Origin of the sequence: Xylanibacter ruminicola, from assembly GCF_900107775.1 — a bacterium.
Taxonomy (GTDB): domain Bacteria; phylum Bacteroidota; class Bacteroidia; order Bacteroidales; family Bacteroidaceae; genus Prevotella; species Prevotella ruminicola_C.
The window spans coordinates 228,529-243,195 of record NZ_FNRF01000004.1 but is presented as its reverse complement, the minus strand read 5'-3'; the positions used below and the strand labels follow the sequence as shown (position 1 = coordinate 243,195).

The 14,667-nt window shown below is 49.4% G+C and carries 10 protein-coding genes and 1 pseudogene; 5 read left to right on the top strand and 6 right to left on the bottom strand.

The annotated features are described in order from the left end of the window. Positions 1 to 215 precede the first annotated feature (215 nt). Positions 216 to 1,616 carry a M16 family metallopeptidase gene (locus tag BLU97_RS11380; protein WP_175456372.1) on the top strand — a complete coding sequence of 467 codons (1,401 nt, stop codon included), beginning with the start codon at positions 216 to 218 and terminating at the stop codon, positions 1,614 to 1,616. Positions 1,617 to 1,629: 13 nt separating this feature from the next. Next, on the top strand, positions 1,630 to 3,099 hold the full coding sequence (locus tag BLU97_RS11375) for an insulinase family protein (RefSeq protein WP_081353000.1): 1,470 nt from the start codon (positions 1,630 to 1,632) through the stop codon (positions 3,097 to 3,099). Positions 3,100 to 3,155: 56 nt separating this feature from the next. On the opposite strand, the pseudogene BLU97_RS11370 reads toward BLU97_RS11375, so the two are convergent. Further along, positions 3,156 to 3,440, bottom strand: a pseudogene (locus BLU97_RS11370) (DNA-binding protein); the annotation flags it as partial. 475 nt (positions 3,441 to 3,915) lie between these two features. Then, positions 3,916 to 4,833, bottom strand: coding sequence for a bile acid:sodium symporter family protein (locus tag BLU97_RS11365; protein WP_074761671.1), 918 nt, complete (start codon positions 4,831 to 4,833; stop codon positions 3,916 to 3,918). 133 nt (positions 4,834 to 4,966) lie between these two features. Here BLU97_RS11365 and BLU97_RS11360 point away from each other — a divergent pair, with 133 nt between their 5' ends. The 3 genes from BLU97_RS11360 to BLU97_RS11350 are packed head-to-tail and all read left to right on the top strand — an operon-like array spanning position 4,967 to position 9,778. Continuing rightward, positions 4,967 to 5,548: a helix-turn-helix domain-containing protein gene (locus tag BLU97_RS11360; RefSeq protein ID WP_013063601.1), complete on the top strand. Its 582-nt coding sequence runs from the start codon at positions 4,967 to 4,969 to the stop codon at positions 5,546 to 5,548. 58 nt (positions 5,549 to 5,606) lie between these two features. Then, positions 5,607 to 7,313: an AMP-binding protein gene (locus BLU97_RS11355; RefSeq protein ID WP_074761836.1), complete on the top strand. Its 1,707-nt coding sequence runs from the start codon at positions 5,607 to 5,609 to the stop codon at positions 7,311 to 7,313. A 14-nt stretch (positions 7,314 to 7,327) separates the two neighbouring features. Further along, entirely contained in the window at positions 7,328 to 9,778 is a 2,451-nt protein-coding gene (locus BLU97_RS11350; RefSeq protein ID WP_081352999.1) for a helix-turn-helix domain-containing protein, read from the top strand. On the opposite strand, the gene BLU97_RS11345 is transcribed toward BLU97_RS11350, so the two are convergent. The 4 genes from BLU97_RS11345 to BLU97_RS11330 are packed head-to-tail and all read right to left on the bottom strand — an operon-like array spanning position 9,747 to position 14,647. After that, positions 9,747 to 10,964, bottom strand: coding sequence for a DUF5103 domain-containing protein (locus BLU97_RS11345; protein WP_081352998.1), 1,218 nt, complete (start codon positions 10,962 to 10,964; stop codon positions 9,747 to 9,749). The genes BLU97_RS11350 and BLU97_RS11345 overlap by 32 nt on opposite strands. Further along, positions 10,961 to 12,934, bottom strand: a complete 1,974-nt coding sequence (locus tag BLU97_RS11340) for a fructose-1,6-bisphosphatase (RefSeq protein WP_074761669.1) — start codon at positions 12,932 to 12,934, stop codon at positions 10,961 to 10,963. The genes BLU97_RS11345 and BLU97_RS11340 overlap by 4 nt, the downstream gene beginning before the upstream one ends. Further along, positions 12,931 to 14,010: a glycosyltransferase gene (locus BLU97_RS11335; protein WP_074761668.1), complete on the bottom strand. Its 1,080-nt coding sequence runs from the start codon at positions 14,008 to 14,010 to the stop codon at positions 12,931 to 12,933. Before BLU97_RS11335 ends, BLU97_RS11340 begins: the two co-directional genes overlap by 4 nt. After that, positions 13,979 to 14,647 (bottom strand): glycosyltransferase, encoded by a 669-nt coding sequence (locus tag BLU97_RS11330; RefSeq protein WP_081352997.1) that lies wholly within the window; start codon positions 14,645 to 14,647, stop codon positions 13,979 to 13,981. The genes BLU97_RS11335 and BLU97_RS11330 overlap by 32 nt, the downstream gene beginning before the upstream one ends. Positions 14,648 to 14,667: the final 20 nt, after the last annotated feature.

Sequence of the window (14,667 nt, the reverse complement as noted above, 5' to 3'; positions counted from 1 at the left end):
TCTGTAAATTCTTGATTATCAGATATATTTGAATTTGATGTTGTTTGATAATGGAAATAATCCATTATACAAACAGCTATATGACTAGGGTATATTCCCAGTTTGATATACCTTTGCACCTGCAAAAGCTTAAAATACTGAATATTATCTATAATTTTACAACAATAATGGTTAAACTAAAAAGTTTTTTAGTCTTATTCGCCTGCGTTCTAGGAATGCAAGCGTTAGCAAAATCAGGAACTCTCAGGTTTGAGGATTTCCTGCTGAGAGATACCTCCCATGTTATTCATGGAACGCTCGACAATGGTTTTCAGTATTACATCGTTAAAGAGGTACATCAGCCTTTTCAGATGAGTCTGCTGCAGAAGACTGGGTTTCATGATGATGGCGAAACCCCAGAGATATCACATCTCCTGGAGCATATGTTGGCCACCGCTAATCGACCGATTGCTACAGGAGATACCTTAATACAATATCTGAAAAAGCTTGGCAAGGAATACGGCTCAGGGTTCAACGCTTTCACAGGGGCTAATTATATGAAATTCGACTTATATCAACTAAAGAGTGAACTGGCCTATGCCGATTCGTGTATGGAGATATTATCTGAGATTGCCGAGGGTTCTAAGATCTGTGCCGAGGATCTGGAAAGGCAGAGGACAAGGATGATCAACGAGGTTGCTAATCGAAAATACGTTTTAAATGCACGACAGGCAGATGCTAACTTGGGTGTTTTCAGATTTGGATATGATCCTGCCGAATGGCGTGAAGTTCAATTAAACAGTGCCAAGAAGATTACACTGTCGCAACTTGAGGCATTCTATCGTAAATGGTACCATCCTCAGAATCAGTGCCTGCTGGTTACTGGTAATGTTCCCGACGGTATTGAGAAGATCATAAAGCGTAAATTCGGCAGCCACCCACGTGTGCCTGCCCCATCGCCCACCATCTTAGATTTCACTGATAAGAATATGCTTATCGAGAGATGGGGAAGTACAGCATGTTCGTTGACGCTGAATTTTGCGCTGCCTATTCTGACACAGGCAGAAAAGACGAGTCCTAACTTCTTCAGAGATTACTTTGCTTTGAAACAAATCAATCACGCCCTCAATGAAAAGATAAGGGAGCGAAAATTTGCAAGCAACTTCGTTACTCGTTATCAAGTTGCAGAGCGCTTGATGTTGACTGCAACCTTTACGTGCGACCTCAATGAAGAACTACCTGGCGGTGGCTTGCAGGCTTTTGTGGATAGTGTGGCAGCTTTGGTAAACAATGTCAGAAGTAATGGCGTTAAGATAGAAATGCCAAAGGACACGCTCAAGAAAGGCGAGGTGGCACTGCGCTGCGCTCAGATTATGAAAAGGCTGCAGGAGGGCAATGGCGAAGGCAATACTATCGATAGAGTTTTACCGCCCGATGTATGTTTCATTTATTCCTTACCGTTATATAAGCAGGAGAATTCTGATGCCTACTGGACGTTCGTGCTCAGCGGCAAGGATATCTCTGATTACTGCAAGAATTTCATCAACAAGTCAAAAATCACGATAGAATGCGTGCTTCCGTATGACTATCCTGAAAAAGAAATAACCGAAAAACTGAATGCTCTTCTGAGGCACTAATATTGATATAGTAATGAAAACAAAACTATTATTTTTTATGATTGCTTGTGCTTTCACCATCCAAGCATCGGCACAGTCAGGGGATGTTAAGTACGAGGACTTTATCACAAATCCTTTGAACATTACTCCAGGTGTACTCGACAATGGCTTCCGCTATTATTTATGCAATAACTTTTTTCCTGATAGCAAGCTGGAAATGCGACTTATCCAGAAATCTGGAACTGGCGACGACGAGGGTACCCCCGGCATATCGCTCTTATTAAGAAGAATGCTTTGCTCTGAAAACCTTATTGCGGGTACATGCGGTGTGCTTAAGGATAAACTCGATGAACTGCAACTGCAACGATTTTCCCAATTCCGTGCCGTTAATGGTCTTGTTCCCGATATCTCTACCTACAGTTCGGAGATTGATAACGGGTGTACAGAGTATAATCTGTTTCGTTTAAAGAATGAGCGAGCCTATGCAGCGTCGTGTGTTGGACTGTTGGCTGAGATAGCAGGTCATGCACGATTCTCGGCTTCGGAGTTGGAACGTCAGAAAGAGTTTTTGGTGAATGAAATCACTAACAGTAGATACGATCTTGCAAAAAAACATGACAACTACCAGAAGGCTACATTCGTGGATGGATGTTCGCTCGATGAACTGCTGGATAAGCAAATTAATAGCATCCGCAGCATTACGCTCCAGCAGCTCGAAGCCTACTACCAGCGCTGGTATGTGCCACAAAATCAGTGCCTGTATGTGTATGGCAAAGCGCCCAGCAATATCGCTGATATCATCAAGCAGAAATTCGGCAGCCGCCCCAGTATGCCTGCTCCCGAAAGAAGCGTGAACGAGCTGAGCAACCAGAAGTTGTTGATGACTAAACGAGAAGGTCCTATTTTTTCTATTCAATTCTATTTCATAAAACCTTGTGTGGCGCTATCCAGCTCAGAGGATCTTGACTATCTCAGAAAAGCAGCGGTATATACCCGCATTGGCGAGATGCTTGGTTCTTCGCTTCATGCACAGGTTGTGACGTCGATCGATGAAAGTGCCCCATTTTTTAGACGCCCCGTTTATGCATTACACTTTGTGAAAAATTTAGACCTATATGCCGACGATCAGCAGCTCAGTGATTTTATAGATGGTGTTACCAAAAAGTTGGATGATGTCATACGTAACGGTTTCCAGGAGCATATCGCCCCATTACCAATTGAAAAGCAAAAGGAACTCCAGCGGCAGGAATTAAACAATATTCATCACAGTTTTGTTGTGGATACCCATTCCAGTATCAAGGCCAACTTCTTGTATTCCAAACCTCTTTTTAAAGACGTTCCACCATACAATTATTTCAAGTATGAAGTGAGTGAACAGGATATTCAGAACTGCAGCAAAGAGCTCTTCAATAATTACGATTTGCGAATTGTGTGTACAACACCGTATGGCTTTACCGATGCCGGCATCAAGGCCAAGCTCGAAGCATTTTTGACTGGTAAGTAAGCGCGGGTTTTTCTTAACTAAATCGAGGGTGTGCCAACATTACGCACACCCTTCTCTTAATCGCCGTACGACTCATCTTCATCACCACCACCTCCGGTGTTGCCGCCCTGGTTGCCTCCGGTGTTTCCACCGTTACCGCCATTGCTTGGCTGATTGCCGCCACCATTCTCATTGTCCTCGATATCGCCGCTGTCGCCACTGGTTACACGCTTCACCTCCTTGCCGTTGCGGTCGATACAGGTAATCTGGATAGCTGTGTTAGCCAGCTCTTCCTTCAGAGCAACAGTTGGCGTAAAGATGATACGACGAGTGGTAATCAGACCAGCCTTTACGTCGTTCACATTCAACTGCCTTTACTTTAAGTGCCATAATTTTGTTTTAAATTAAAGGGTTTGTTAAAATCTTTCCTTTTTCTTAAAACCTCTTCCTTAGTCGTGTTTGAACGGGTGTAGCCATCTGAAATTTTCTGGTAGGCCTACTAAAAATTTTTCTATGGCTTGAACGCTCTTTTTTGTTGCCTTTCAACAACATTGCAAAGGTACAAAAAATAATTGAATTGCGCAAATATTTTGGCAATTATTTTCTGATTTTTTTAACTTTGGACTTTGGACTTTGGACATTGGACATTTTAATTTATCAAATATAAATACTGCCATATAAGATATTATATATATTTAATATATATAATATTAATAATTCAATATCAAAATCTACAATAATCTATATAATAGGCATCCAATGCAAAAGCAAAAACCTTAATGTCCAATGTCCAAAGTCCAAAGTGATCACCCCACTTGGTGGTGTAGCTTAAGCACGCTATCTGCTATAGAGTTTTGCGGCGAGGGCGCCGCTGATGTTGTGCCATACGCTGAAGATGGCACCGGGGATGGTGGCCAGGGGGTAGGCGGCAAAATGGAGTACGGCTAAGGATGAGGCCAGACCGCTGTTTTGCATGCCTACCTCGATGCTGAGGGCAACACGCTTGGGATGGGGCAGGCGTAGCAGGCGGCCGATGGCATAGCCTACACTGAGACCTAACAGATTATGCAGCACCACGGCTGCTACTACAATGGCGCCTCCTAACAGCAGGCGACTGGCATTATGGCTGACGATGATGCCTACTACCAAGGCGATAACCACCGACGAGAGGGCGGGCAGATAGGGGGTGACGCTGCGGGTGGCACGGGGCATGAAACGCTGGCACAACAGACCTGCCACGATAGGTGCGATAACCACATATATAATACTGGTGAGCATACCGATGGTATCTACATTGACCATGGTGCCCGCCATGAGCCATACCAGCAATGGGGTGAGCACAGGCGCCAGGAGGGTAGAGCAGGCGGTCATGCCTACCGACAGGGCCAGATCGCCCTTGGCCAGATAGGTGATGACATTCGAGGCGGTACCACCAGGACAACAGCCTACGAGGATAACACCTAAAGCCAACTCGTTGGGTAGCTGCAATGCCCACGAAATAAGGAATGCCAACAGCGGCATAACGGTGAACTGGGCCAGGCAGCCTAACAGGATGTCCTTGGGGCGACTGAGCACGATACGGAAGTCGGCTGGCGATAGGGTAAGACCCATGCCGAACATGATGACACCTAACATGGGATTAATAGTATAGGTGCTTATCCAGTTAAGACTCTGGGGCACCAGCAGGGCTACTGCTGCCACCACCAATACCAATGCGCCCATCCAACGGGCTATGAAGTTACAAATGCGTTTCATGACTGCAAAGGTACAACATTTTTAGCAGAGTGATACAAAATCGTGTTAAAATCTATTAAAATACGCTGATTTTCAGATTAAAATATGTACTTTTGCCCATGAAATAATAGGTAAATAAATATTTGTAAGTAAGATGAATAATCATTCAGTTGTAGGCGCAAAAATCAAGGGCCTTAGAGAAACCAAGAATCTCAGCATCGACGTGATAGCTGAGCGCAGCGGACTTACCGTAGAGCAGATAGAGAGTATTGAGAATGATGTGAACCTGCCATCGCTGGGTCCACTGATTAAGATCGCTCGTGCTTTAGGTGTTCGCCTAGGTACCTTTATGGATGATAACGATGCCCTTGGACCTATTGTTTGTCGCGCCGAAGATCGTGAGAAGGATAGCAGCATCAGCTTTAGCAACGGCGCTACTGATGCACGTAAGCACATGGAGTATCACCCATTGGCACAGCAGAAGGCTGGTCGCCACATGGAGCCATTCGTAATTGACATTAACCCCGAGGAGAACCCCAACTTCCAGTTGAGCGACCACGAGGGTGAGGAGTTTATCTACGTGATGCAGGGTGAAGTAGAGATTGTGTATGGTAAGGAGACCTACACCCTGAAAGAGGGCGACAGCATTTTCTATGACTCGATTGTAAAGCACCACGTACACGGTGCCCCTGGCAAGAGTGCAAAGATTCTGGCAGTAGTTTACATACCATTTTAATACTTTAAACATTAAACATTAAAGATTAAAGATTAAGATGAGTGATGTAAAATACGATATGGCGGGCAGACCGCTGCCTGATAGAACTTATCCAGCCGAGACCGGCTCGGAGGGATACAAGCTGTGGGAAAGAACTCTGGGTGAATGGCTGGAGTACTGGGCTGAGACTACTCCTGATAAGGAATACATAGTATATTCGGATAGAGACCTGCGCTTTACTTGGAGCAAGTTTAACGAGCGTGTGGATAATCTGGCCAAGGGCCTGATATCTATCGGCGTTAAGAAGGGCTCGAATGTGGGTATCTGGGCTACAAATGTGCCCGACTGGCTCACCTTCCTGTATGCTACTGCTAAGATTGGTGCCGTGCTGGTAACGGTTAACACCAACTACAAGCAGAACGAGCTGGAGTATCTGTGTAAGGACTCGGATATGGAAGTGCTGTGCATTACCGATGGTACATGGGATTGTAACTATGTGGATATGACCTACACCATGCTGCCTGAGTTGAAGACCTGCGAGCGCGGACATCTGAACAGCGAGCGATTCCCCTACCTGAAGAACGTAGTATATATAGGTATGGAGAAGTATCGCGGTATGTATAACACCGCCGAGCTGCTGCTGTTGGGTCAGAATATCGACGACGAGACGCTGAACACGATGAAGAAGCAGGTGAGTTGCTACGATGTGTGCAACATGCAGTACACCAGCGGTACCACAGGTTTCCCCAAGGGTGTGATGCTGACTCACTACGGCATTTCGAACGATGGTTACTTTACGGGCGAGAATATGGGCTTTACACAGGACGATAAGCTGTGTGTATGCGTGCCCTTGTTCCACTGCTTCGGTGTGGTGCTGGCCACGATGAACTGTCTGACGCACGGCTGTACCGAGGTGATGGTTGAGAAATTCGACCCACTGGTAGTGCTGGCCTCGATACACAAAGAGCGTTGTACCGCCGTTTACGGTGTGCCTACGATGTTCATAGCCGAGCTGAACCACCCGATGTTCGACATGTTCGACCTGAGCTGTCTGCGTACAGGTATCATGGCCGGATCGCTCTGTCCTATCGAGCTGATGAAGCAGGTATCTGAAAAGATGTATATGACGATTACCAGCGTGTACGGACTGACCGAGAGCTCGCCTGGTATGACGCAGACCTGCCTGAACGACACTTTTGAGCAGCGTTGTACTACTGTGGGACGCGATTTCCCATTTGTAGATGTGAAGGTGCTCGACCCAGAGACCGGCGAGGAATGCCCCGTTGGCGTACAGGGTGAGATGTGCTGTAAGGGCTTTAACGTGATGAAGGGTTACTATAAGAATCCACAGGCTACGGCCGAGGTGATCGACAAGAATGGCTATCTGCACTCAGGCGACCTGGGTGTGAAAGACGAGCAGGGCTTCTACAAGATTACGGGTCGTATCAAGGATATGATTATTCGTGGTGGTGAGAACATCTACCCACGCGAGATTGAGGAGTTCCTGTATCACATGCCTGGCATTCGCGATGTACAGGTGGCTGCTGTGCCATCAAAGAAATATGGCGAGGCCGTGGGTGCCTTTATCATCCTGGAAGAGGGTGTGGAGATGACGCCCGAGGATGTGCAGCTGTTCTGCCGAGGTAAGATAGCCCGATACAAAATTCCGAAGTACGTGTTCTTTATCAAAGAATTCCCGCTCACGGGATCAGGTAAGATCCAGAAATTCAAACTAAAGGAGATGAGCCTGAAACTATGTGAGGAACAAGGAATTGAAGTAATCTAAAAAAATAAGAACCAATGACTAGAAGATACGCGATAATACTACTAACAGTGCTGCTGTCGATATTGACTGCAGGGGCTGTTAATGTATCACCGCGTATCTTCCGTAATTATACCGCAGCTAACGGTTTGGCCGATAACGGTGCCCAAACCATTCTTTGCACCAAGACTGGCCGACTGGTGATTACCACCGCAGGTCAGATTAACTTCTACGACGGCGCCTCGTTCTCGTATATCGACCCGCTGGATGAGAACATCTACGCCCTGTCGGATTATCGTGGTAATTACCATCTGTACTTCGACAAGTATCACCACATCTGGCTGAAGAACACGGGTAGCGTTACTTGTGTAGAGCTGATTACCGAACGCTTTGTGCCGAGCATTGAGGATGTGTTTGCCGAGTTTGGTGTGAAAGAGCGCGTGATGGACTTGTTTGTGGACCGTACGGGTGTGGTTTGGCTGCTGACGGCTAACGGCTTGTATTCGGTTGCAACCAAACAGTATATTAAGCCGCGTGCGGGCTTGAACCTGCAGGACCTGGAGGTGTATAAGGACAAGTTCCTGATGCTGTTCTACGAGAACGGACTGATGGAGATGTACGATATTGCCAAGGGCAAGCGTTTGGCTGAGAACCGACCCTATAACGATGATATGGCCCGCCACTATTCGGCTTCGTCGCTGGTAATGATGGACAGCACCAAGGTGTACCAGATACGTAACGGTGCCAAGGATGCCATACTGATGCAGTACGACGTGCCACGCAAGGAGTGGACCGAACTGCTGCGCACACCTTACCACCTGAACAGTTTGGTGAAGCACGACTCGCTGCTGTATGTGCCTTGCGAATACGGTTATTGGACAGTACACGAGAGCAGCTACGAGACTAACCATATCGAGGCACTGAGTATTGTGTCCGGGCAGCCGCTCGAAACCGATATCAACGTGATTGCCTTCGACCGCCAGGGTGGTATGTGGGCCGGTACCGAGAGTCGCGGTATACTTTACTCAAGGCCCTACAAACCGCCATTTATACCCTATGCCTGGGGAACACCTACAGCTAACCAGCTGGGCTCTATGATGAGTAACGTAAACCAGTGGCCAAAATTCCGCGACCGCACCGTGAACTGCGTGTTTAAGGATTCGCGAGGCTGGACGTGGGTGGGCACATCGCAGGGCTTGCAGGTGTATCGCCGCGAAAGCGACCTGCTGCCACAGGTTTACACCACCAAGGATGGCTTGTACAACAATATTGTACACTCGATAGTAGAAGACCAAGCCCACCACATCTGGGTGGCTACCAGCTATGGTATATCGGTAGTGCTGTTTGACGAGGATGGCAAGGTACACTTTATCAACAGCTACAACGAGTACGACCATGTGCCTAACGAGGTGTTTGTGAACGGTAAGGCCATGCTGCTGCCCGACGGGCAGATAGCCATGCAGTCGCTCGACCATGTGGTGCTGTTTGATCCTACCAAGATGTCGACACTCGACAACAATTATCCGTTTAAGATTTATCCTAAGCTGATAAAGCTGATGGTTAACGGTATAGATGTGACCCCAACAACCGAGATTGACGGTAAACGTATACTGAATCGTGCCCTGAGTCGTGTCTGGGGCCTGGATCTGAATTACAATCAGAACTCGTTGACGCTGGTGTTCTCGGCTTTGAACTACTTCCGTCCGCAACAGACGTTCTATCGCGTGCGTGTGCTGGGGCTCGACGAGGAGTGGCGCGTACTGTCGCCATTCAGTTCGGATATGGTTGACAAGGATGGCCTGCTGCACCTGCCGCTGATAGCGCTGCGCCCAGGACACTACACCATACAGGTACAAGCATCGTTAGCCCCCGATGTATGGGATACCAGGCCTTACGAGTGGACCATCGACGTGAACGAGCCTTGGTGGCGTTCGGTAGGTCTGTTCGGACTGTTGGCCTTTGTGCTGGTAGTGATGGCGGGTATTAACCTGTTCTACTATATGAAGAATGCCAACCTGCGTGCTATGCGTAACAGCGAGGAGATTGGCCTGATTAACCGTATCTACGCTTTTGTGGACCGTTGTAACACCAGCGCCGAGGTACTGGAGCCTGTGGTTGAGGAATACACTTCGTCACAGCTCGACCCGCAGGTAGAACTGGATGCCGACTTCCTGAAGATATATAAGAAGATTGCCCCTGTGGTAGAGCTTGAGCGCAAGAAGAAAAAGATGACCATGCGCCGACTGAGCAATGCTGCCGGTATGGATGCCAAGACATTCTATCAGGTGATTACCACCAATATATTCAAGAGTCCGCGACCACTGATTAAACAGGCCCGACTGCAGCAGGCCGAGCGCATGCTGCGTAACACCAAGGAGCCGCTTGAGGTGATAGCTGATAAGTGCGGATTTATTTCGGTAAACTTCCTGATATCGCAGTTCTTCCAGGTTTACCGCGTTACTCCCGACCAGTATCGCAGAAAGCGCTAAGGCGCCAAGTGCGGTCGGTAGTGCCCTTGTAATAAACTAAAGCTTGATATTGATTTTCGGTTTGGTAATAGTTGCCCTCGCTGGCTAACTGTTGCCCATCGGCTGTGGTGTACTGGTAGTTGTAATAGCCTTGCTTCTGTAGGATGCTGGCTGTGTACAGCTCGTTCACGGGGTCGTAATACAGCATGTAGTCGTCGGCACCTGTAGCAGTAGTCCAGCGGCCGCTGATGTAGATAGGTCCCTGGCGTGGTACACGCAGGCGGTAGTTTACCCACACATACTGGCCAGTGGTGCTTACCTCGTGGTAGTCGCTGTTGCGGATACAGAAGGCGCCGTTGGCATCCTCGTCGTACAGGTAGTTGGGGCGGGGGGCATCTACAAAGGTGTAGGCCTGATAGTTCTCGCCATCCCAGGTAATGTGGTCGATACCCATGGTGGGATGACTCACATCCAGCACCTCGAACTTACGATACTCGTTGCCCGCATCGAAGATGAGCTCGCGGTTGTGGCTCCACTCCAGACCGTTGCGGGTGGTGATGTTGGGCTTTATGCCCTGGCGCATATTGCGCTGCTGGTGGTTCTGCATCACTACGGCGTAAATCTGCGTATCGGGGTTGGTAACGGGCAGGCTGCCATAGTCGAGCGCCATCGTTACCTGCTGGTGACTCACACGGGTGTCGATATCGGTGTTAGGGGTGCTGCTCAGGCTCAGGCGCATACTCTGCTCGGTAACCATAAACTCGGTTACCAATACCTCGCGGTTGTCGTCGTCCTCGTCCAGAATATACAGGCGGTAGTTGCCACTCATCAGCAGCTGGCAGCGGTCGTTGGGCAGCTGCAGCTGGTAGTGGGTGTAGGGTACGATGGTGTTTATGGAGTGTGCGTAATCCTCGATGGGGTTGCCGTTGAAGCCTGAAAGCCAGTCGCTCTCGAACAGCTCTTCGCTTGGTGTCCAGTCGGCCTCGCAATGCTCCAGGCGATACACGTAGCGATGGTAGTCGTGCGAGAGTTCGTCGAACTCTACCGTCAGCACATCGTCGCTATGCAGGCGCATCACAGGGGCATTCAGCCAGTTCTGGTTCACCATCGTAACCAGCGTCTTAATGTTGGGCTGGTTAATGCGGTTCTCGGCTTGTGCGGCTAATGGCAGCAGCCACAGCAGGGCTAACAGGCAGCGGACAATCATCGGCGGCGCTCAGTAATAATTCCGTGACGATAGGCGTAAAGCAGCTCCTTCAGATCGGCAATCTGTGAGCGCAGCTCCTCGCCCTTATCCGTATCGGCCACCAGCATGCGATGGGCCGACATCTCGATAATCTGTGTGGTAGATTTAATATCTATTTCGCGTGCTATAGCATCGCGGGCCGAGGTGAACGGCTCGTGCTGAACCAGTTGGAAACCGCGCGAGTGATATACCAGGGTGTAGCCGGCAATACCAGTCTCCTTGTGATAGGCCTCGGAGAATCCACCATCAATCACCATGAGCTTGCCGCCTGCCTTGATAGGATTCTCGCCGCTACCGGCATGTACGGGCACGTGACCGTTGATAATATGGCGGTTGTTACCCTTTACGCCAAAGGCATCCAGAATACGGTCGCAAACCTCCTCGCTATCACGCAGCTTAAAGTAATTGCCTTTTTCCTCCTTATAGGTATCCTTATCAACCAGGAAATAGCGTTCGAAAGTGGCCATCTTCGACTTACAGAACAGGGGCGAATCCTTACCGCACCACAGGTACAGGAAGTAGTCGCGGGCGTAATCCTTATCATCCGAATCGTTCTGGAAGGCCTCGCGGATCATCATGCCGATATTGTGCATCAGCTCCTTGCCCGAGTATTTCCTGCCTGGATAGATCTCTATCTCCTTGAGCGAACCATCGTCGTTAAGCGGGATGGCGGCGTGGAACAGCAGGTTGCTGTTGCTGATGGTGTACATGCAGCCGTGCGACAGCAGCGTGTTGATATGCTTGTGCAGCTTTTCGCTGATGCGGAACGAGTGGTGCAGCTTGTGCATCAGGTCGGCCTCCTCGGCGGTAAGCTTGAAGGGATGCGCGGGATCAACGGTGGGGAAGTTGCAGCTCTTCATCTCGTACTCCTTGCGATCAATGGTGCAGTTGCCCCTCTCGTAATCAACTCTACTGAGCATGCAGCGATCCTGCATCTGCCACTCGGGGCGACGGCCGAATATCTCGGCCTCGGTCTTGAACTGCAATACAGCAATGGCCTTGTGCATCTTGGCGGTGAGCTGCTGGGTCTTCTCGTCCATCGTGTTGCCTGGCAGCAGCTTGGGCTGGAACTCCAGGCAGGGGTCGTCGCCATATACGTCGAGCGCAAAAGTGGCCAGCGGCACTAAGTTGATGCCGTACTCCTCGATGGTAGAGAGATTGGCATAGCGCAGACAGAGGCGCAACACATTGCAGATACAGGCGTCGTTACCAGCCGAAGCACCCATCCACAGCACATCGTGATTGCCCCACTGGATGTCCCACGAGTGGTATTGGCGCAGGGTGTCCATGATGATGTGGGCACCAGGACCGCGGTCGTAGATGTCGCCAAGAATATGCAGCTGGTCGATGGCCAGGCGCTGGATCACATTACAGATGGCGCAGATAAAATCATCAGCACGACCTGTAGAGATGATGGTGTTTACAATCACGCTCACGTAGGCGGCCTTATCGTTGTCGCTCAGACTCTCGTGCAGCAGCTCCTCGATAATGTAGGCAAAATCCTGTGGCAGCGATTTGCGCACCTTCGAGCGGGTGTACTTACTGCTCACGTCGCGGCACACTTTTACCAGTTGGTGGATGGTAATGCGGTACCAGTCCTCTATATCTTTTTCCTGGGCCTTAATCAGCTCCAGTTTCTCTTCGGGGTAGTATATCAGGGTGCACAACTCTTTCTTCTCGCTCTCACGGATATCGTTGCCAAACAGCTCGTTTACCTTACGCTTGATGTTACCCGAGGCGTTCTTCAGGATATGGCGGAAAGCCTCGCTCTCGCCGTGAATATCGGCCAGGAAGTGCTCTGTGCCCTTAGGCAGCGCCATGATAGCCTCGAGGTTGATAATCTCGGTTGAGGCGTCGGCAACCGTGGGGAACGATTGTGCTAACAGTTGCAAGTAGTGCAGATCAGTTTCATTGTCGGTAAGATGTTTCATATCTTAAGATGGTTTTTCAGATTGTTACGTAATACGTCGGTCTGTTTATCGTCGAGCGGGTCGATGGGCATGTAGCCCTCGTCTAAAAGAACTTGTTCCTTCAGAACCTGAATCAACCGGGCGGCACGTTTGGTAAGATTGGCATCTTCGAGTGCTTCGGCCAGCTGGTCGTCGTTCACGTTGTCGCGATACAGCTCGCGTGTCAGCTCCATCATGTTCAACAGGGTAGGGGATTTGAGCACCTGACGGATGATACGCATCAGGTAATCGGTCTCGTCGCCCTGATAATCGCCAATCAGTTCCTTGATAGGCTGGGGGCGATGATATTTCTTGGGAAAATAGGCTGCAATCCTCGCAACATCGAGGAGTGGCGATGAGTAGTCGAGTATACGGATGCCGTAGTCGGTGTAGTTGCTGATGTTCTCGTGCTCGGCATATATCAGCAGGCGGCGCCAGTCAATCAGGCGTGCATCCACCTCCTTGGCCTCTTGCTCCACCCAGCGCTTATCGCCCAGAATACCAGCCTTGATAATCACCTTCAGGGCACGACGGGTGAGATCGTCCATCAGTTCGAGGGTGTTCGAGTCGAGTATCTTCTGATAGATGGCAAATGTTTGGGCAGCCATCTCGGCTGTACTGATGGTGTTGGTGGTTACGGCGTTGTGAACCTCTTCTACACGTGGGTTCCACCCAAGGGCCATAAACCCCAGTCGCTCCATCTTGCCCATGGTGATCACGGCATAGGCGCCCTCGATAAACTCGCTCTGTACCAGCGTCATAGCGGCACGCTGCTGGGCGGGCAGCATCTGCAAGGCAAAAGGCTGCAGCTGTCCGTGAGGTGTTACTACGGTGCGTATGTTCAACTTTCTGGCGCAGCGCATGGCTTTGGTCTGCACCATTTGGTTGGCACCGTGAATGTGGATGATATCGGCCTGCACGTCGCGAGCCTGTTGGTAGAAGGATTTGCTGTTATCGGCCACTACCACGGTGGCACTCTGTCGTAATCCCTCTACCAACAGCTGTACATGACGTTGTATCAGCTCGTTATTCTTTGGGTAGATATGTAATATATTCATATCTGCAGAACTGGTTTTTCCAGAAAATGCGCCAACGCAAAGCCTGACGCTGAACAAACGATGGCTTGAGCTCGAAGTACTTCAGCACATCGAAGGCTGCCGATTTCTTGATAACGATAAAATCGTAACGCCCCCAGCGGTAGTGGTGGCGCTTTCGGGTTCTCACCTTCTTGAGTCGGCGCTCTATGCGTGTAACATGGTCACTGGCATCATCTACATCGTAGAACGCCTGCAGTTTAATGCCTTTCTTGGTAAGATAGCCTAACGTCAGGTCGGCCGTATCACTCAGGTTGTCGTTGATGCCCTGCAGGATAGTTTCGTTGACGGGCGCATGACTGGCGTTGGCAAAGATTAGCCAATCGTTTTTAGCTGCCTTGATGCCAATGTTGTAGGCCTGCTTCTTGCTGATGGCATGACCTTCGGATTTTGGCAGAAAGGTGGTATAGAGGTTGGGGTAATCTTTTTTGAGAAGCTTGAGTATATCAGGCGTCTCGTCGGTAGAAGACTCATCTACCACCACAACCTCGTAGCCAGGCTGGTACTGCTGCGTGAGGAAGGCCGTTAGGTTTTCCTGCAGCTCGTACGCCTGGTCGTACACGGTCATGATAACAGAGAATCTCCGTTCGTCTTTATTCATTGTATAATTTTTACATTTTT